Origin of the sequence: Micromonospora sp. NPDC049836 (assembly GCF_044465125.1) — a bacterium.
Lineage (GTDB): Bacteria > Actinomycetota > Actinomycetes > Mycobacteriales > Micromonosporaceae > Micromonospora.
Window position 1 is genome coordinate 235,134 of the sequence record NZ_JBITLH010000005.1, and the last position, 18,212, is coordinate 253,345.

Here is an 18,212-nt window from a genome sequence, read left to right on the forward strand (position 1 = left end):
CGCCGGGGCCAACCCCGCCGTCCGAGCCGACCCGCGCCGAGCAGCCCACGGGGTACGCGCCGTCCAGGGCCGAGCGACCCGGCGGGTACGAGCCACCCGGCGGCGAGCGGTCCGCTGGGTATCCGCCTGCCGGGGCCGAGCGCCCGAGCGGGTACGAGCTGCCGGGCGCCGAGCGGTCGGGCGGGTACGAGCAGCCCGGGGCCGAGCGGTCGGGCGGGTACGAGCAGCCCGGGGCCGAGCGGTCGGGCGGGTACGAGCCCGGGCTCGAGCGGTCCGGGGGCTATGAGCCACCCGGGGCCGAGCCGGCCGGCGGGTACGAGCCGCGGCGGGCGGAGCAGCACGGCGGATACGAGCCGCGCCCGGCGGAGCAGCCGGGCGGGTACGAGCCGCGCCCGGCGGAGCAGCCCGCGGGGCACGAGCCACCCCGGGCCGAGCGGTTTCCGGGGTACGAGCTGCCCCGCACCGAGCCGGCCACGGGATACGAACCGGCCACGGGATACGAGCCAGCGACGGGATACGAGCCGGCGCGCGCCGAGCCGGCGCGGCCGTACGAGCCGGTGCGCGCCGAGCCGTCACCGAGATACGAGCCGTCCTGGGCGGAGGCGGGCCGACCCTACGAGACGCCCCGCGGTGGTGAGCCGGCACCGGTACCCGAGCCGGCGACCCGGGAGGTCCCGGAGCGGCCGTCCTGGGCCGGGCCGCCCGTCCCGGTGACCCCGTTCGGCGCGCCCCCGTACGCCGCACCGACCAGCGCTCCGCCGGTTCCTCGCCCGGCTCCCGCCGACGCCGGGCCGGCCGGGCCCGCCCCCGGCGCCCGGCGGGCCGAGGAGCGCGACAGCGGCCCGTACCGGCCGCGCGCCGTCGCGGAGCCGCCCGGCGAGCCGGCGGCGCCCGCCATCGGCCCGGCCGGCGTCGAGCGCGTGCCGGCCGCCGAGTCGACCGTCGCCCCGCCCTACGCGGCCCGCCGGTCGGCACCCGAGACCGCGCCGCCGGCCGAGCCGGTCGCCGAGCCCGAGGCGGCGGAGGCCGCCCCGGTGGTGCTGCCGCAGCGCGTCCCCGCCGAGCCGGACGTGCCCGTCGTGCCGGAGCCGCCAGCCGTGGAACCGTCCGCCGAGACGCCGGAACTCGCCCGCATCGCCACCCACCTGCGCCGCGACGACGAGCCGGCGCCGCTGCGGGAGCGCCCCGAGGGCTTCGACGTCAACGCCATCCTGGACGCGGTCCGCGAGGTGCCCGGCGTCCGGGACGCGGCGTTGCGGCGTACCCCGGCCGGCGCGCACAGCCTCCGGCTCGACCTCGCCGACGGCGCCGACGCGGCCGACGTGAGCCGGATGGTGGCCCGCCTGCTCCAGGAGCGGATGGGGCTGGCCGCCGCCCCGCAGAACCTGCCTGGCACGCCGGCCACCCCGCCGCCGGTACGCCGCCGCTCGGTCTCGCCACGCGCCGCCGACACCCGCGCCGCCGACACCCGCGCCGCCGGGTCCCGCGCCGCCGAGTCCCGGGCCGTCGAGTCCCGCGCCGCCGACATCCGGGCCGCCGACACCCAGGCGGCCGAGTCCCGGGCCGCCGAGTCCCGCCCGGCCGAGTCCCGGGCGGCCGGGGCGCGCTCGACCGGGTCGCGCGAGGGCGAGGACGGTCCCGCCGGGCACTGGCCGGGGCGCGCCGCCGAGGGCCGGGTCGCGGAGAACCGGGCCGGCGAGGGGCGCTTCGGCGGCACCGAGGCGCGCGGGAGCCGGCTCGCCGAGCCGCCCGCCGAGGTCGACGACGAGCCGGGTGGTGAGCCGCCGCGCCGCCGCCGCCCCGGCACGACGCACCGGGGCCGCGCGGCGGTGGAGGAGTCGTCGCTGGCGTCGGCCCCGACCGGTACGCCCACCGGCAGCCCGGCCACGGTCGGCACGTCGTACTCCGGTGGGCAGATGACCACGACGGAGACCGCGCCGTCGCGCCCGCTGGACACCGGCGGCCTGCCCGGCCCGCGGGCGGTGATCGACCACGTCCAGGTGAGCACCTTCGGTCTCGACGCCACCGTGGAGGTACGGCTGATCGCCGGCGACCGGACGGCGGAGGGGCACGCCACCGGGCCGGCGGTCGACGGGTACGTGCTGCGGCTCTGCGCGGTGGCCGCCGCGGCCTCGGTGGACGAGTTGCTCGGCCAGGCGGTGCTGACCGGGGAGCGGGGGCGCTGCTTCGTCGAGCACGCCGCCGTGGTGCCGTTCGGCAACTGCGAGGTGGCCACCGTGGTGGTGCTGCTGGTCTGCGACGGCTGGGTGGAGCAGCTCGCCGGGTCCGCCCTGGTCGCCGGGGATCCCCGGCAGGCCGTGGTGCGGGCGACCCTGGCGGCGGTGAACCGGCGGCTGGAGGCCCTGCTGGCCTGAGCCGGCCGGTGTGGTCCGGCTCCGGCGCGGGGAAGACTGGGGTCATGAAGCCCGCCTCGCTCTGGCCGGACGACAGCCTGCCCGCGCCCCACCTCCCGCTCCCGCCGCCGTGGCCGGGGCGGGAGGTGCTCCTCGACGGCACGGTCAGCTACGTCCGGGAGACCCCGGCGACCGGTCCGGACGCCGAGCCGGCGCTCTACGTGCACGGGCTGGGCGGGTCGGCGCAGAACTGGACGGACCTGGCCGGTCTGCTCGCCGGCCGGCTGGCGGGGCAGGCGATCGACCTGCCCGGCTTCGGCCGCAGCGAGCCCGGCCCGCGCTACACGATTCCCGCCTTCGCGGACCGGGTGGTGCGCTGGATCGAGCAGAGCGACCGGGGGCCGGTGCACCTGTTCGGCAACTCGCTGGGCGGTGCCGTCTCGGTCCGGGTGGCGGCGCTCCGGCCCGACCTGGTCCGCACCCTGACGTTGATCTCCCCGGCGCTGCCGTTCCTGGACTTCCGGCGCTCGTTGCAGGGCCGGATGCTGCCCCTGCTGGCGATCCCCCGGGCCGAGCGGGTGGCCGCCTGGCGGCTGGCCCAGCTCGCCCCCGAGGTGATGGCCCAGCAGGTGATGGAGGCGTGCATCGCCGACCTGACCCGGATCAGCGAGCAGCGCCGGCGGGAGGCGGTGGAGGAGATCCGGATCCGCTACGAGGCGACCCACTACGCGGCCGCGTACGTCCGCACGTTCCGCGGCCTGGTCTCCAGCTTCCTGCGGTCGTACCTGCCGGGCTCGGGCTCGCTGTGGCGGCTGGCGGCGACGGTGCCGGTGCCCACCCTGGTGATCGGGGGCCGGCAGGACCGGTTGGTCGACGTGCGGGTGGCCCCGCAGGCCGCCCGGGTGATCCCGGACAGCCGGCTGTTGATGCTCGACGGGGTCGGGCACGTGGCCCAGTTGGAGGTGCCCCGGATCGTGGCCCGGGCGGTGCTGGGGCTGCTCGCCGAGGCCGGGAACAGGCCGTTTGCCGGAACGGGGGAGAGCGGGCCGGGCCGGGACATGGCAGGCTGACCCGGATGCCCGCCTCCGCACCGCCGCGCCGCGCCGTCACCCGTACCGCCCCGCGCCGCCGCCCGGCCGCCCGCCGCTGGCGGTCCGCGCTGGTGGTGCTCGCGTTCCTGGCCACCGCGGCGGTCGGGGTGGGGGTGGCGGTGCAACGCCCCTCCGCCGGGGTGGGGCTGCTGGTCAGCGACGGGTCGGTGGCGCAGCCGGTGGAGTCGTCGCCGCCGCCGTCGCCGTCGGTCCCGGCGAGCCCGTCGCCGAGCCCGAAGCCGTCCGCGCCGGTGCTGGCGCTGCCCGGCCCGGTGCCCGCGCACGGCCGGGGGACCTTCGGCTACGACGCGCGGCCGGGGCGGGTGCTGGGCGAATCGGGCACGCTGCGGCGGTTCCGGGTGGCGGTGGAGAACGGGTCCGGCGAGGATGTCCAAGCCTTCGGCGACGCCGTGCAGCGGGCGTTGACCGGGCCGGGGAGCTGGGTGGACAGTGGTCGGCTGCGGTTGCAGCGGGTGGCCCCCGGGGCGCGGTCCGAGTTCACCGTCTACCTCGCCACCCGGGACACCGCCGCCCAGCTGTGCCGGCGTGGCGGCATCGACATCCGCAAGGGCGGGGTGCCGTACACCTCCTGCCGGGTGACCGGGAAGGTGGTCATCAACCTGGACCGGTGGCGCACCTCGGCGCCGCATCTGGTGGCCGCCCGGATGCCCCTGGACACCTACCGGCTCTATGTGGTCAACCATGAGGTGGGGCACCAGCTGGGACACCACCACGAGGATTGTCCGGGGGTCGGGCGGGCGGCGCCGGTGATGCAGCAGCAGACCCTCTTCCTCGACGGCTGCCGGCCGAACCCGTGGCCGTACCTGAACGGCCGGCGCTACACCGGCCCTCAGGGGTGAAAGACCTGATCGTGGCGATGAGAAGTATTTCGCGGAACAAGCGGTAAAAGCAGCCAAATGCCCGAATTGCATGGCACGCTGGTGCCATGACGTCGTCGTCCCCTTCCGACCCGCCTGCCCAGGCCGGGGCGTCGCCGGGAGCCGGCGCCCGTCCCGTTCGGCTCGACTTCGACCGCCCGCCGGCACGGCCGCGTACCGGCGCGCCCGCCCGCCCCGGCCTGCGGCGGATGCGCCGCCGCCGGCGCCGTACCCTGCTGCTCCTGCTCGTCGCCGGGACGCTGGCCGGCGCCGCGGCCGGCCTGACCGACCTGGTCCGCCGGCCCGCCGACCCCGCGCCGGTGGCGGCCGGCGACGCCCGGCTGGCGCACGGCGTCGGCGCCGGGGCCCGGGACGAGCCGACCGGCTACCCGACGGACGGACCCGGCAGCTTCGCCGCAGCCGGCGGCCGCTCCCCGGTGCGCGGGTACGACGGACCACTGCACCGCTACCGGGTGGAGGTCGAACGGGGCAGCGGCCAGGACGCCGACGGGTTCGCCGCCACCGTGGACGAGGTGCTCGCCGACCCGCGGAGCTGGATCGCCTCGGGTGAGCTGCGGGTGCAGCGGGTCGCCGAGGCGGCCGCCGCCGACTTCACCGTCTACCTGGCCACCCCGGCCACCTCCGAGCGGATGTGCGCCGAGGGCGGCCTGGCCACCGAGCGGTACACCTCCTGCCGGCTGCCCGGCCGGGTCATCATCAACCTGGCCCGGTGGATGGAGGCGGTGCCGGACTACGGCGCCCCGCTGGCGGTCTACCGCACCTACGTGATCAACCACGAGGTCGGGCACGAACTCGGCGAGCTGCACCAGGCCTGTCCCGGCCCCGGCGCGCCGGCCCCGGTGATGCAACAGCAGACGTACGGGCTGGACGGCTGCGTCGCCAACGCCTGGCCGTACGTCGACGGGGCTCGCTACGAGGGGGAGCCGGTCGACGGGGTCTGAGTTATTCCCGCTCCCGCATGTCGGGCGACGTGGCCCTCATCATGGCCGATCCCTGCCCGGTCGAGCGACAATGGCGCGGTCCCACCGCCGATCCCGGGGAGTCCACCGTGTCGTTGCCCCCGCTCGTCGAGCCCGCCGCCGAGCTGACCGTAGACGAGATCCGTCGCTACTCCCGCCACCTGATCATCCCGGACGTCGGGGTCGAGGGGCAGAAGCGGCTGAAGAACGCCCGGGTGCTCTGTGTCGGCGCCGGTGGCCTCGGCTCGCCGGCCCTGCTGTACCTCGCCGCCGCCGGGGTCGGCACGCTCGGCATCATCGACTTCGACACCGTCGACGAGTCGAACCTGCAGCGCCAGGTGATCCACGGCGTCTCCGACGTGGGCCGGTCCAAGGCCGAGTCCGCCGCCGCCTCGATCCGGGAGATCAACCCGCTGGTCAACGTGGAGATCCACAACACCGCGCTGGACCGGGAGAACGTCCGGGAGATCTTCTCCCAGTACGACCTGATCGTCGACGGCACCGACAACTTCGCCACCCGCTACATGGTCAACGACGCGGCCGTGCTGCTCGGCAAGCCGTACGTCTGGGGCTCGATCTACCGGTTCGACGGCCAGGCGTCGGTGTTCTGGGCCGAGCACGGCCCCTGCTACCGCTGCCTCTACCCGGAGCCCCCGCCGCCCGGCATGGTCCCGTCCTGCGCCGAGGGCGGCGTGCTCGGCGTGCTCTGCGCGTCCATCGGGTCGATCCAGGTCAACGAGGCGATCAAGCTGCTCGCCGGCATCGGCGAGCCGCTGGTCGGCCGGCTCATGGTCTACGACGCCCTGGAGATGAGCTACCGCAAGATCAAGGTCCGCAAGGACCCGAACTGCGCGCTCTGCGGCGAGAACCCCACGGTCACCGACCTGCTGGAGGACTACGAGGACTTCTGCGGCGCGGTCTCCGAGGAGGCCCAGGAGGCGGTGGTCGACGCGACCATCACCGCGCTGGAGCTCAAGGAGTGGCAGGACGCCGGCAAGGACATCTTCCTGGTCGACGTCCGCGAGCCCGCCGAGTACGAGATCGTCCGGATCCCCGGCTCGACCCTCATCCCCAAGGGCGAGATCATCTCCGGTGAGGCGCTGGCACGGCTCCCGCAGGACAAGCAGATCGTGCTGCACTGCAAGTCCGGCGTCCGCTCCGCCGAGGCGCTCGCCGCGCTGAAGGCGGCGGGCTTCAAGGACGCCGTGCACGTCCAGGGCGGGGTGCTCTCCTGGGTGAAGCAGATCGATCCGTCGCTGCCGGCGTACTGACCCTCCGCCGCAGGTCCGCCCGGACACCGGACGGGCCTGCGCGGGTCGCCGGTGGGCCGGGCCACCCCTGGCCGAGCTACCGAGGCGTAACCGCGTTTGCGCCGGTAGCGTGTCCGCCGTGGTGGATTTGGAGGCGGCGATCGGCTTCGTCGTGGCGCACGGCGACACGGTCGACCGGGCCCGGCTGCACCGGCTGCGCACCGGCGCGCCGGTGCCGTCGGAGTTGCTCGACTCGGCCGAGGCCGGGCAGGCGCCCGGCGGCGGTTGGCCCGCCATCCTGGACGGTGCGGTCGCCTCCGTCGACGCGACCTGTTTCCGCCTGGCCGAGCTGGACGACCTCGGCGCGCTGGGCCGTCCGGCCGCCCGGCACGCGCTGGACTGGCTCGCCGCCCGGCAACTGCCCGACGGCGGCTGGGACGAGGACCCGTCGCTGGCCGGGTTCGCCCCCGAGTGGGCCACCCCGGGCGATCCGGAGGCCCGCCTCTACCTGACCGCCAACGCCGGGTTCTGGCTGACCGTGGCAGGACTGGACGCCCGGGCCGGCGGGCCGCTCGACCACCGGGTCGGCGGGGCGTACGCCGGGGTGGTGCAGGCGGCGGCACAGACGCTCGCCGCGCAGCTCCTCCCGGACGGGAGCTGGCCGTCCTTCCTGCCGGCCGGGTGGCTGGCCGCCGCGGTGCTGCACCGCCAGCAGATGTACTACGAGTCGGCGCGGATCCAGGCGGTGCTGGCCGACCGGATCCCGGAAATGTCCCCGGCCGACGTGGCCTGGCTCGCCGCCACCCTGCGCCGGGTCGACGTGGGCGAGCAACAGTGGCTGCTGGTGGCCGCCCGCCGGCGGCTCGCCGAGACCCAGCGCAGCGACGGCGGCTGGGACAGCGACGACGGCCACCAGTTCGACGTGCACACCACGCTGCGCGCGATCCGGGCCTGCCGCCCGGGCATCCCCGAGGCCCCGGTCTCCGGGGCGCCGCTCCTCCCGCCGCAGCCGGCCGTACCGCCGTCGCCGCGGCTGGTGCCCGCGCCCCGCCCGGTGCCGCCGCCGGAGGTCCCGGCTCCGGCGTCGACCCCGCCGCCTGCCGGACCGGTGTCGCCGGCCCCCGCGCCGCCGGCGCCCCCGTCGACCCCGGGCAGCGCCGAACCCCCGGTGTCCCCCTCGGCCCTAGGCGGCGACGCGCCGTCGGCGTTTTTCTCGGCCCTGGGCGGAGCCGAGCCGCTGGCGGAGGCCGAGCCGCCGTCGCCGTTCAGCCCATGGGTGGTCGAGCCGTCACTGGACATCGACCAGCAGGCGCCGCCGGTCGTGCCGCTGCCGCGGCCGAAGCCGGCCGGCCCGCCACCGGAACCGGCCGCCCCGACCGGCTGACCTGCGCCCGTGCCGGGCCTGCGCCCGTGCCGGGCCTGCGCCCGTGCCGGGCCTGCGCCCGTGCCGGGCCTGCGCCCGTGCCGGGCCTGCGCCCGTGTCGGGCCGAGCACCCGGGGAGCGGGATGCGGCAAGTCGTGGCATCCCTGCGCTGGGATGCCACGACTTGCCGCAATCCGTGGTGGCCTCGCGCGGCGGTGTCGCGCGGTGGCCCTGCGCGGTGGCCCTGCGCGCTGCTCCCGCGCGGTGGCCCTGCGCGGTGGCCCTGCGGGGAGGTCCGGTGAGGTGGCCGTGTGGCGGGGTCAGCGCAGGTGGCCGTCGCCGGTGACGACGTACTTGGTGCTGGTCAGCTCGGGCAGACCCATCGGGCCGCGGGCGTGCAGCTTCTGGGTGGAGATGCCGATCTCGGCGCCGAAGCCGAACTCGCCGCCGTCGGTGAACCGGGTGGAGGCGTTGACCATCACCGCCGCCGCGTCGACCCGGGCCACGAACTCCCGGGCGGCCGACTGCGAGTCGGTGATGATCGCCTCGGTGTGGCCGGTGCCGTACCGGCGGATGTGCGCGACGGCCGCGTCGAGCGAGTCGACCACGGCGGCCGAGATGTCGGCCGAGAGGTACTCGGTGTCGAAGTCCTCCTCGGTGGCCGGCACCACGGCGTCGGAGTGTCCGGCGACCCGCGCGTCGCCGTGCACGGTCACCCCGGCCTCGGCGAACGCGGCCAGCATCGCCGGCAGGAAGGCGTCGGCGACGTCGGCGTGGACCAGCAGCGACTCGGCGGTGTTGCAGGTGGAGAGGCGTTGCGTCTTGGAGTTGAGGGTGACCGAAACGGCCTTGGCGAGGTCGGCGGCGGCGTCCACGTAGACGTGGCAGTTGCCCACCCCGGTCTCGATCACCGGCACGGTCGACTCCTCGACGACGGTCCGGATCAGCGACGCGCCGCCGCGCGGGATGAGCACGTCGACCAGGCCCCGGGCGCGCATCAGCTCCTTGACCGAGTCGCGGGTGCTGGCATCGAGCAGCTGGACGGCGTCGGCCGGCAGGCCGGCCCCGGCGATGGCGTCGCGCAGCACGGCGACCAGGGCCGCGTTGGAGTGCGCCGCCGAGGAGGAGCCGCGCAGCAGCGCCGCGTTGCCCGACTTCAGGCAGATGCCGGCGGCGTCCACGGTGACGTTCGGCCGGCCCTCGTAGATGATGCCGACCACCCCGAAGGGCACCCGGACCTGCCGCAGCTCCAGCCCGTTGGGCAGGGTCGCGCCGCGGACCACCTCGCCCACCGGGTCGGGCAGCGCGGCCATCTGCCGCAGCGCGCCCGCGATGCCGGCCACCCGGCCCTCGTCGAGGGCGAGCCGGTCCAGCACGGCCGCGCTCAGCCCGGCCGCGCGCCCGGCCGCCAGGTCCGCCGCGTTCCCGGCCAGGATCTCCGGGGTACGCGCGAGCAGCGCGTCGGCCATCGCCACCAACGCGGCGTCCTTGACCGTACGGGTGGCGACGGCCAGCGCCTGCGCCGCGACCCGGGCCCGCCGGGCCTGCTCGGTGACGCTCATTCCGGCACTCCGCCGCACTCCGTGCCGCCACGCGGCGCGGCCGCGCCGAACCGTTGACCCGCTCGCTGGCGCTCGCTCATCACGTACTCCTTCAGGTGTTCGGGCCGGCCCCCGGCACCGCGGAACGCGTCCACCGGGGGCCAATGCTCACAGCAGGACGAGGTCGTCGCGGTGGACGACCTCCCGTTCGTACGCCGGGCCGAGCGCCGCGGCGAGCTCGGAGGTGGACCGGCCGAGCAGCCCTGGCAGCTCCACCGCGTCGTAGTTGACCAGCCCTCGGGCCACCGGCGCGCCCTCGGCGTCGACCAGGTCCACCGGGTCGCCGGCGGTGAACGCGCCGTCCACCGCGGTGATCCCGGCCGGGAGCAGGGACTTGCGCCGGCCCACCACCGCCTGCACCGCGCCCGGGTCGAGGTGCAGCCGGCCGCGCGGCGCGGTGGCGTGCGCCAGCCAGAACAGCCGGGCGGCCGGCCGGCGGCTGCTCGGGTGGAAGAAGGTGCCGACCGCCTCGCCGGCCAGCGCGGACCCGGCCAGCGGCGCGGCGGTGAGCACCACCGGGATGCCGAAGCCGGTGGCGATGCGGGCGGCCTCGACCTTGGTGACCATGCCGCCGGTGCCGACCCCGGCCCGCCCCGCCCCGCCGATGTTCACGCCGGCGAGGTCCCCCTCGCCGTGCACCTCGGTGATCCGGGTGCTGCCGGCGCGGGCCGGGTCGCCGGTCCAGAGCGCGTCCACGTCCGACAGGAGCACCAGCAGGTCGGCGTCGACCAGCACGGCGACCAGCGCGGCCAGCCGGTCGTTGTCGCCGAACCGGATCTCCTCGGTGGCCACCGTGTCGTTCTCGTTGACGATCGGCACGGCCCGCAGGTCGAGCAGCTTGCGCAGGGTCCGGTACGCGTTGCGGTAGTGCGCCCGTCGGGTCACGTCGTCGACGGTGAGCAGCACCTGCCCGACGGTCAGCCCGTGCCGGGCGAAGCTGGCCGCGTACCGGCCGATGAGCAGGCCCTGCCCGACGCTGGCGGCGGCCTGCTGGGTGGCCAGGTCGCGGGGGCGCCGGGCCAGCCCGAGCGGGGCGAGGCCGGCGGCGATCGCGCCGGAGGAGACCAGCACCACCTCGCGGCCGTCGGCGGCGAGCGCGCCGAGGCTGTCGACCAGCGCGGTGACCCGGGCGTCGTCGAGCCCGCCCGCCGGGGTGGTCAGCGAGGACGAACCGATCTTGACGACGATCCGCCGGGCCGAGGTGACTGCTTCGCGCACCGGACCATTCTGCGCGCTGCGGTCCGCCGGACCCCGGCGCGTTCCCATATCGTGGCCGGTCATGACACCTGACGAGTACGTGGAGGCGGTGCTCGAGCTGGTCGAGCGGATCCCGCCGGGCCGGGTGATGTCGTACGGGGCGGTGGCCGACGCGCTCGCCGAGCGGTCCGGGCGCGCCTCGGCCCGGCTGGTCGGCTCGATCATGGCCCGGCACGGGGGCGGGGTGCCCTGGCACCGGGTGGTGAACTCGGCCGGCCGGCTGCCACCCGGGCACGAGCGGGAGGCGCGCGCCCGGCTGCGGGCCGAGGGCTGCCCGTTGCGCCCGGCGGGGGTGGACATGGCGGCGGCGGCCTGGTCACCGGAGGAGGGGGTGTGAGCCAGGACATAACGTGAGTAACATTCGGCCCCATGACAGGGACGGGGGCCGGGCCCACCGGAGGGCTGCCCCGCCGGGTGCATCTCGGCTACGCGACGGGTTCGCTGGTCACCGGGGCGTTCGGCACGGTGCCCGGGCTGCTCCTGCTGCCGTACCTCACCGACACCCTGGGCGTGGCCGCCGGGGTGGCCGCCCTGCTGGTGCTGCTCCCCAAGGCCTGGGACGTGCTGGTCAACCCGGTCGCCGGGCGGATCTCCGACCGGACCCGGTCGCGGCACGGCGCGCGCCGGCCGTACCTGCTCGGCGGTGGGCTCGCGCTGGCGGTGCTCTTCGCCTCGATCTTCGCCGCGCCGTTCGGGGCCGGCCCGGCCGCCGGGGCGTACGTGGCGGTCGCCTTCCTGGCCACGGCCACCGCGTTCGCCTTCTTCCAGGTGCCGTACGTGGCCATGCCGGCCGAGCTGACCGACGACCCGGCGGAGCGTACCCGGCTGATGAGCTGGCGGATCGCGGTGCTCGCGCTGGCCATCCTGGTCTCCGGCGCGGTGGCCCCGGCGGTGGTGACCGCCGGCGGCGACGGCGTGCCGGGACACCGCTGGATGGGCCTCTTCGTCGCCGCGCTCATCGTGGTCGGCACGGTCGGCGCGTTCCTCGGCACCCGCTCGGCGCCGACCGGCACGGTGGGCGAGAGCGAGCCCAGCCTCCGCGCCCAGCTCGCCGTCGCCGGCCGCAACCGGCCGTTCCGGGTGCTGCTGATCTGTTTCGTGATCCAGTCCGCCGGGGTGGCCACCGTGCTGGCCGGGGTCAAGTACTTCGCCGATCAGGTGCTGCGCGACCCGGACGGCGGCCCGACCCTGCTCTTCGCCTGCTTCGTCGGGCCGGCGCTGCTGGTCATGCCGCTGTGGACCCGGGCCGGCGCCCGGCTCGGCAAGCGCGGCGCGCTGGCCCTCGCGTCGCTGCTCTTCGCCGCCGGTGCGCTGGCCCTGGTCGCCGCCCCGGCGCTGCCCGCCGCCGCGGTGTACGCGGTGGTCGCGCTCATCGGCGTCGGGTACGCCGGCCAGCAGGTCTTCGCGCTCGCCATGCTGCCGGACTGCATCGCCCACGACACCGCGCGCACCGGACGCCGGCAGGCCGGGGTGTTCACCGGGCTCTGGACCGCCGGGGAGACCTTCGGCCTCGCCCTCGGTCCCGGGATCTACGGCCTGGTCCTCCAGCTCTCCGGCTATGTCTCCTCGTCCACCGGGGTCGCGGCGGCGCAGTCCGGCACGGCCCGGCTCGGCGTGCTGCTCGGCTTCACCGTGCTGCCGGCCGTGCTGGTGGCGCTGCCGGTGCTGCTGCTGCGCGGCTACACCCTGACCCCGGCCCTGCTGGCCGCCGCCGGGGCCGGCCCGGCGGTCGCACCCGGGGCGCGGGCGTGAGCCGCCCCGACCTGCGCCGGCCCACGCCGCGCCGGCGTTCCGACCCGCGCCGGCCCACGCCGCACCGGCGTTCCGACCCGCGCCGGCCCATGCCGCCGTTCCGCACCCAGAGAGGTACCCGACAGCCATGACCGACGCGCCGGGAACGACCGCGCTCCCCGTCGAGGGGGTGCCCGCGCCGCGGGTGCTCGACGAGATCCGCGCCCTGCGGGCGGCCGACCGGCCCACCCACGGGGGGCGGCTGTTCGCCTACGTGTACGACCCCGGCGTGGCCGGGCTCGACGAGCTGGCGCAGGCCGCGTACGCCGAGAGCGCGCACGTCAACGGGCTCGACCCGACCGCCTTCCCGTCCCTGCTGGCGATGGAGAACGCGCTGGTCGGGGCGGCCGCCCGGCTGCTCGGCGGCGGCCCCGGCACGAACGCGCCGGAGGTGGTCGGCAACGTCACCAGCGGGGGCACCGAGTCGCTGATCCTGGCCGTGAAGGCGGCCCGGGACGCCCGTCCGGACGTGGCCGAGCCGCGGATCGTGGTGCCGGTCAGCGGGCACGCCGCGTTCGCCAAGGCGGCGCACTACCTGCGGGTGACCCTGGACCCGGTCGACGTCGACCCGGTCACCCTGCGCCCCGGCGTGGCGGACGTGGCCGCCGCGATCCGGCCGGAGACGGTGCTGGTCGCCGCCTCGGCCCCGTCGTACGCGCACGGCGTGGTCGACCCGGTGGCGGAGATCGCCGCTGTGGCCGGCGCGGCCGGGGTGCGCTGCCACGTGGACGCCTGCTTCGGCGGCTGGGCGTTGCCCTGGCTGCGCCGGCTCGGCGCGCCGGTGCCGGCGTTCGACTTCGCCGTCGACGGGGTCACCTCGATCTCCGTCGACCTGCACAAGTACGCGTACGCGCCGAAGGGGGTGTCGGTGCTGCTGCACCGGAACCCGGCGCTGCGGGCCCCGCAGTACTTCGCGTACGCGGACTGGCCCGGCTACACGATGATCAACCCGGTGATCGCCTCGACCCGCTCGGGCGGTCCGATCGCCGGCGCGTACGCCACCCTGCGCCACCTCGGCGAGGACGGCTACCTGCGGCTGGCGGAGCAGACCCGGGCGGCGGTGGCCGGGCTGGCCGACGCGGTGCGCGCGGTCGACGGGCTGCGGCTGATGGCCGAACCGCAGTCGACGGTGGTCTGCTTCACCACCGACGGCGACCCCGACCTCGACCTGTTCGTGCTGGTCGACGAGCTGACCGCCCGGGGCTGGCACACCCAGCCGCAGCTCCGGTACGCCGGCCTGCCGGCCAGCGTGCACCTCACGGTGACCGCCTCGGTGGCCCCCCGGGTGGCCGAGTTCGGGCCGGCGCTGGCCGACGCGGTGGCGGCGGCCCGGGCGGCCGGGCCGGTGGCGCTCCCGCCGGAGCTGCTGGCCCTGGCCGGCACCCTCAGCCCGGCGGCGCTCACCCCCGAACTGATCGGGGAGCTCGCCGCCGGGCTGGGGCTCGGGGCGGGACCGGCCCCGGACCGGATGGCGGCGGTGAACACCCTGCTCGACGCCGCCCCGGTGGCGCTGCGGGAGCGCCTGCTGGTGGAGTTCGTCGGGCTGCTGCAACGCCCGACCTGGTGAGGCCGGCGGGCCGGCCGGGCCGGCCGCGCGCCGGAGGCCGCGCCCGCGAACGGCCGACCACCGACGCCGGCCGGCAGGTCACCCGGCCGGCCGGCGTCGGCCCCCGATGTCACGCCGTCCCCCCAGACGGCGGCGGTGCCACAGGGGTGACACGCGCGAGCGCCGGGACCGGTTGCGCCCGCCGGGTGACTTTCCGGTCCGCCCGCCCCGGGCGGCTCAGCCCGGGAAACCGGTCGGGCCGTCGACCTGCTGGAATGCCTGGCCGTCCCAGCGGAACCCGCGCCACTGCCGGTGCTCTGGTCCGGGTTCGCCGGACGCGGGGACCACGTCGGTCACCTCGACGTTGACCAGGCCGTCCGGCCGGACGGTGAGCGAGTAGACCTGCTCCGGCCTGGTGCTGTCGGACCGGAAGACCTCGCCCAGCACGACGATCCGCCCGTTGGCGTTGCGGTCGAGGGCCAGCACCTGCACCGGGTACTCGCCGCTGTCGCGCAGGCAGCGGAGCAGCACCACCGGCTCGGCGAGGCCGTCGGAGTCGACGTCGCCGTAGCCGCCCGCGAAGGTCGACAGGATCACCTCGCCGGGGCGGCCCGGCGGGTCCACCAGCCGGACCGGGCCGGCCGGGCACGGCGTACCGTCCGGCCAGGCCGGCAGCTCGACGGTGGCGGCCAGCAGGTCGTCGCGGGTGATCGCCGCGTTGGGGGCGAGCGACGCGGCGGCCGGCCCGGCCCCGTGGGTAGCGGCGGCCGGCGCGGTCGTGGCCGCCGCGGTGGGGACCGGGCCGTCGTGGCCGGACCCCGCCCACCTCGCCAGCGGCAGGATCACCACCAGCACGCCCGCCCCGGCCAGCGCGGCCGCGACGCGCCGCCGCCGGCGCACCGCCCGGCGGACCGCGACCGAACCCGCCGGCTCCACCTGCGCCAGCAGGCTGCCGTGGTACGCGGTCAGCTCGCCGCGCAGCCGGTCGTCGCCCTGGTCAGGCCTCATCGGACACCTCGCTCGTGCTGCTCAGGTGGACGGCCAGCGCGGTACGGGCCCGGTGCAGCCAGGACTTCACCGTGCCCACGGCCACCTGCTCCTGGGCGGCGATCTCCGCCACCGACAGGTCGGCGAGGTAGTGCAGCACGACCGCGCGGCGGTGGTGCGCGGGCAGCCGGGACAGCGCCTCCCGCACCGCCACCCGGTCCGGGTTGGGGCCGGGCACGTGCTCCTCACGCTGCCGGCGCAGGAAGGAGCGGGCGGTACGCAGCCGCCGCCAGCGGCTGGTGGCGAGGTTCCACGCCACCCGGCGGATCCAGCCGACCGGGTCGTCGTAGCGGGAGACCGTCGGCCAGCGGGTGAAGGCCCGGCAGAACGCCTCCTGGACCAGGTCCTGGGCCATCGCCAGGTCCCCGCAGTAGGCGGCCAGCTCGGCGGCGAGCGACGGGAAGTGGTACTCGTACACCTCGTCGAAGTCGGCGGCGGCGCGCGACTCGTCGGCGGTGGACCCGGCCACGTCGGGAGGCTCCTCGAACAGTTCGTAGATGCCGACCGTCATGCCTGTCCTCCCCGCGGGTGGTCCCCGGATCCACCCTCACACGCGCGAGCGGCCCGGTAGGTTGCACCCTCGCCCGGACCGGTCCGGCGTGTCCAGCGGGTACGCCCCCTCGGCCGGGGGCCGGCAGACCGGTGGGGCGGCCCGGCGCTGCCGGACCGCCCCACCCGCTGTCGCCTGATCTGGTCAGCCGGCCTCGACGGCCCGCACGGTGAACGAGGTGGTGTTGTCGGCCGGGTCGACCTCCGGCACCGTCACTCCGACGAAGTAGTTCGCCGCCGCGGTGAACGACCCGCTGCCCAGGTCGCCGGCCGGGGTGCCGGCCGGGGCCCGGAGGATGACGTCGAAGGTCCGCTCCTCACCCGGCATGAAGCGGCCGCCCGGCACGGTGAACCAGTCGGGGAAGCTCGGCAGGTCCTGCGGGTCGGTGCCCCAGACGCTGACGCCCGCCGGCAGGGTCGCGGCCGCGTAGACGTCGAACGAGGGGGCGTCGTTGCCGTACCGGACGGTCACCGGCATCCGGCCCAGAAGGCTGCCGTCGGCCTGCCGGGTGAGCACCACGTCGGAGCCGCGGATGGCCAGGTCGGTCGCGGTGGCCTGCTGGTACGGGCGCGGGTGGCGCAGCTCCCCGGTGGTGGACGCGAAGAGGGTGGTGAACCGAGCGGTGTCCGAGGGGTCGGTGGCGCCGGACGGCAGCACCGCGATCCGCCCGCCCCGGGCCACCATCGGGTAGTCCCGGGCGGTGGTCCAGACGTGGAAGTCGAGCTGGAAGGTCACGCTCGCCCCCGGCTCGATTCGGCCGCCGTAGCACTCGTTGACCAGCCGGTTCTCCACCAGTTCGGTGTAGAAGCAAGGGCCGCCACCGGGCTCGATGCTGGTGAAGGACGCGCCGGCCGGCTCGGTGATGACCAGGTCCACCGTGGTTGCGGTCCGGCCCGGGTTGGTCACGGTCGCGGTGAGCGTTCCGACGTACCCCCGGTCGGTGGGGGTCAGGACCAGGCGCTGCGCGGTGATGTCCGGGCCGGCCACCCGGGTGGTCGCGGCCGCGGCCGGCGCGGCCAGGGCGAGCAGGGCGGCGGCGCCGCCCAGCAGGGCGGTGCCGATCCGTGTCGTACGTGTGGTCATTGCGGTTCCTCCCGTGATCCCCGTGGGCGGCGGCGTCTCCGTCGCCCGACACAGGTGACACGTGCCGCTCCGGCTGGCCGTTGCGTCAGCTTTTGTCGCGAATGCGACGTGGGGCCCGGCAACCGCCATGCCCCCGCGTCCACCGTGGAGAGTGTGTTCACTGCCTTACTCAGCCTTCGGCTGGCCGTCCGCTGGTGGCGCCACCGGATCGACGAGGAACCGGAAGGCGTACGTAGTGCTAACAGGCCGGTGGGGCGGCCCGGTGCTGCCGGACCGCCCCACCCGCTGTCGCCATCCGTCAGCCGGCCTCGACGGCCCGCACGGTGAACGAGGTGGTGTTGTCGGCCGGGTCGACGTCCGGCACCTCGGTGAGCGGGTGGTAGCTCGCCGCGACGGTGAACGATCCGCTGCCCAGGTCGCCGGCCGAGGTGCCGGCCGGGGCCCGGAGGATGACGTCGAAGCTGGACACCTCACCCGGCATGAACCGGCCGCCCGGCACGGTGAACGAGTCGGGGAAGCTCACGTCGTCCTGCGGGTCGGTGCCCCAGACGGTGACGCCCGCCGGCAGGTCGGCGGTGGCGTAGACGTGCTTGGAGGGGGCGTCGTTGCCGTACCGGACGGTGACCGGCATCCGGCCCAGCAGGCTGCCGTCGGGCTGGCGGGTGAGCACCACGTCGGCGCCGTGGATCGTCAGGTCGGTGGCGGTCGCCTGCTGGTAGGCGCGGGGGTGGCGCAGCTCGCCGGTGGGTGAGGCGAAGAGCGTGGTGAACGCGGCGGTGTCCGAGGGGCGGGTGGCGCCGGAGGGCCGCACCGCGATCTCGCCGCCCCGGGCCACCATCGGGTAGTCGCGGACGGTGGTCCAGACGTGGAAGCCGAGCTGGAAGGTCATCGTGCTGTGCGGCTCGATCCGGCCGCCGTAGCACTCGCTCACCTGGCGGTTGTCGACCAGGTCCGTGTAGAGGCAGGGGCCGCCCGGCTCGATGGTGGTGAACGAGGCGCCGGCCGGCTCGGCGAGGATCAGGTCGACGGTGGTGGCGGTCCGGCCCGGGTTGGTCACCGTGGCGGTCAGGGTCCCGACGTACCCCTCGTCGGTGGGGGTGAGGACCAGGCGCTGGGTGCTGATGTCGGGGCCGGCCGTCCGGCTGGTCGCGGCGCCGGCCGGCGCGGCGAGGGCGAGCAGCGCCGCGGTGCCGCCGAGCAGGGCGGTGGCGATGCGTGCCGTAGGTGTGGTCATGGTGCTTCCTCCCGTGATCCCCGTGGGGTGGGCGGCGGCGTCTCCGCCGCCCGACTCAGGGGACACGTCCCGCACCGACTGACCGTTGCATCAGTTTTTGTCACGAATACGACGCGAGGACCCGGCAACCAACCGGGCCCTCGCGTCCATCGTGGAGGGCGCGCTCACCCCGCCGAACGCAGCTCCG

The 18,212-nt window shown here is 76.4% G+C and carries 14 protein-coding genes and 1 pseudogene; 9 read left to right on the forward strand and 6 right to left on the reverse strand.

All coding sequences use genetic code 11. The annotated features are described in order from the left end of the window. The first annotated feature begins 158 nt into the window (after positions 1-158). From ACIBPB_RS15720 to ACIBPB_RS15745, 6 genes and pseudogenes are all read left to right on the forward strand, one after another. A complete protein-coding gene (locus tag ACIBPB_RS15720; protein ID WP_396840589.1) occupies positions 159-2,375 on the forward strand; it encodes a hypothetical protein in 2,217 nt (738 codons plus the stop codon). A 44-nt stretch (positions 2,376-2,419) separates the two neighbouring features. After that, positions 2,420-3,424 carry an alpha/beta fold hydrolase gene (locus ACIBPB_RS15725; RefSeq protein WP_396840307.1) on the forward strand — a complete coding sequence of 335 codons (1,005 nt, stop codon included), beginning with the start codon at positions 2,420-2,422 and terminating at the stop codon, positions 3,422-3,424. A 5-nt stretch (positions 3,425-3,429) separates the two neighbouring features. Continuing rightward, the gene (locus ACIBPB_RS15730; protein ID WP_396840308.1) at positions 3,430-4,305 is read left to right on the forward strand and encodes a DUF3152 domain-containing protein; all 876 of its coding nucleotides are present in this window, start codon (positions 3,430-3,432) and stop codon (positions 4,303-4,305) included. Positions 4,306-4,391: 86 nt separating this feature from the next. After that, positions 4,392-5,285 (forward strand): DUF3152 domain-containing protein, encoded by an 894-nt coding sequence (locus ACIBPB_RS15735; RefSeq protein ID WP_357314424.1) that lies wholly within the window; start codon positions 4,392-4,394, stop codon positions 5,283-5,285. Positions 5,286-5,326: 41 nt separating this feature from the next. Next, a complete protein-coding gene (moeZ, locus tag ACIBPB_RS15740) occupies positions 5,327-6,574 on the forward strand; it encodes an adenylyltransferase/sulfurtransferase MoeZ (RefSeq protein ID WP_396840590.1) in 1,248 nt (415 codons plus the stop codon). A 67-nt stretch (positions 6,575-6,641) separates the two neighbouring features. Continuing rightward, positions 6,642-7,511: pseudogene (locus tag ACIBPB_RS15745) on the forward strand (hypothetical protein); the annotation flags it as partial. Positions 7,512-8,236: 725 nt separating this feature from the next. Here ACIBPB_RS15745 and ACIBPB_RS15750 read toward each other — a convergent pair. Both ACIBPB_RS15750 and proB read right to left on the reverse strand, forming a co-directional pair. Further along, positions 8,237-9,478 (reverse strand): glutamate-5-semialdehyde dehydrogenase, encoded by a 1,242-nt coding sequence (locus ACIBPB_RS15750; protein WP_396840309.1) that lies wholly within the window; start codon positions 9,476-9,478, stop codon positions 8,237-8,239. Positions 9,479-9,625: 147 nt separating this feature from the next. Then, positions 9,626-10,783: a glutamate 5-kinase gene (proB, locus tag ACIBPB_RS15755; RefSeq protein WP_357314472.1), complete on the reverse strand. Its 1,158-nt coding sequence runs from the start codon at positions 10,781-10,783 to the stop codon at positions 9,626-9,628. 13 nt (positions 10,784-10,796) lie between these two features. Here proB and ACIBPB_RS15760 point away from each other — a divergent pair, with 13 nt between their 5' ends. From ACIBPB_RS15760 to ACIBPB_RS15770, 3 genes are all read left to right on the forward strand, one after another. Further along, a complete protein-coding gene (locus tag ACIBPB_RS15760; RefSeq protein WP_396840310.1) occupies positions 10,797-11,111 on the forward strand; it encodes an MGMT family protein in 315 nt (104 codons plus the stop codon). A 32-nt stretch (positions 11,112-11,143) separates the two neighbouring features. Continuing rightward, positions 11,144-12,526 carry an MFS transporter gene (locus ACIBPB_RS15765; protein WP_357314419.1) on the forward strand — a complete coding sequence of 461 codons (1,383 nt, stop codon included), beginning with the start codon at positions 11,144-11,146 and terminating at the stop codon, positions 12,524-12,526. A gap of 127 nt (positions 12,527-12,653) precedes the next feature. Next, on the forward strand, positions 12,654-14,132 hold the full coding sequence (locus ACIBPB_RS15770) for a pyridoxal phosphate-dependent decarboxylase family protein (protein WP_396840311.1): 1,479 nt from the start codon (positions 12,654-12,656) through the stop codon (positions 14,130-14,132). Positions 14,133-14,348: 216 nt separating this feature from the next. On the opposite strand, the gene ACIBPB_RS15775 is transcribed toward ACIBPB_RS15770, so the two are convergent. The 4 genes from ACIBPB_RS15775 to ACIBPB_RS15790 form a co-directional block, all read right to left on the reverse strand. Further along, positions 14,349-15,119 carry a hypothetical protein gene (locus ACIBPB_RS15775; protein ID WP_396840313.1) on the reverse strand — a complete coding sequence of 257 codons (771 nt, stop codon included), beginning with the start codon at positions 15,117-15,119 and terminating at the stop codon, positions 14,349-14,351. Beyond that, a complete protein-coding gene (locus tag ACIBPB_RS15780) occupies positions 15,109-15,669 on the reverse strand; it encodes an RNA polymerase sigma factor (protein WP_396840314.1) in 561 nt (186 codons plus the stop codon). Before ACIBPB_RS15780 ends, ACIBPB_RS15775 begins: the two co-directional genes overlap by 11 nt. Positions 15,670-15,852: 183 nt before the next feature. After that, positions 15,853-16,791 carry a hypothetical protein gene (locus ACIBPB_RS15785; protein WP_396840315.1) on the reverse strand — a complete coding sequence of 313 codons (939 nt, stop codon included), beginning with the start codon at positions 16,789-16,791 and terminating at the stop codon, positions 15,853-15,855. Between the two features lie 298 nt (positions 16,792-17,089). Then, a complete protein-coding gene (locus ACIBPB_RS15790; RefSeq protein ID WP_396840316.1) occupies positions 17,090-18,025 on the reverse strand; it encodes a hypothetical protein in 936 nt (311 codons plus the stop codon). Between the last annotated feature and the right edge of the window lie 187 nt (positions 18,026-18,212).

What these genes read in the sequence shown, in the direction of transcription:
- ACIBPB_RS15770 (WP_396840311.1), top strand. Translation starts at nt 12,654, where the DNA reads ATGACCGACGCGCCGGGAACGACCGCGCTCCCCGTCGAGGGGGTGCCC.
- ACIBPB_RS15730 (WP_396840308.1), top strand. Translation starts at nt 3,430, where the DNA reads ATGCCCGCCTCCGCACCGCCGCGCCGCGCCGTCACCCGTACCGCCCCG.
- ACIBPB_RS15735 (WP_357314424.1), top strand. Translation starts at nt 4,392, where the DNA reads ATGACGTCGTCGTCCCCTTCCGACCCGCCTGCCCAGGCCGGGGCGTCG.
- ACIBPB_RS15760 (WP_396840310.1), top strand. Translation starts at nt 10,797, where the DNA reads ATGACACCTGACGAGTACGTGGAGGCGGTGCTCGAGCTGGTCGAGCGG.
- moeZ (WP_396840590.1), top strand. Translation starts at nt 5,327, where the DNA reads ATGGCCGATCCCTGCCCGGTCGAGCGACAATGGCGCGGTCCCACCGCC.
- ACIBPB_RS15775 (WP_396840313.1), bottom strand. Translation starts at nt 15,119, where the DNA reads ATGAGGCCTGACCAGGGCGACGACCGGCTGCGCGGCGAGCTGACCGCG.
- ACIBPB_RS15780 (WP_396840314.1), bottom strand. Translation starts at nt 15,669, where the DNA reads ATGACGGTCGGCATCTACGAACTGTTCGAGGAGCCTCCCGACGTGGCC.
- ACIBPB_RS15785 (WP_396840315.1), bottom strand. Translation starts at nt 16,791, where the DNA reads ATGACCACACGTACGACACGGATCGGCACCGCCCTGCTGGGCGGCGCC.
- ACIBPB_RS15765 (WP_357314419.1), top strand. Translation starts at nt 11,144, where the DNA reads ATGACAGGGACGGGGGCCGGGCCCACCGGAGGGCTGCCCCGCCGGGTG.
- ACIBPB_RS15725 (WP_396840307.1), top strand. Translation starts at nt 2,420, where the DNA reads ATGAAGCCCGCCTCGCTCTGGCCGGACGACAGCCTGCCCGCGCCCCAC.
- ACIBPB_RS15750 (WP_396840309.1), bottom strand. Translation starts at nt 9,478, where the DNA reads ATGAGCGTCACCGAGCAGGCCCGGCGGGCCCGGGTCGCGGCGCAGGCG.
- ACIBPB_RS15790 (WP_396840316.1), bottom strand. Translation starts at nt 18,025, where the DNA reads ATGACCACACCTACGGCACGCATCGCCACCGCCCTGCTCGGCGGCACC.
- proB (WP_357314472.1), bottom strand. Translation starts at nt 10,783, where the DNA reads ATGGGAACGCGCCGGGGTCCGGCGGACCGCAGCGCGCAGAATGGTCCG.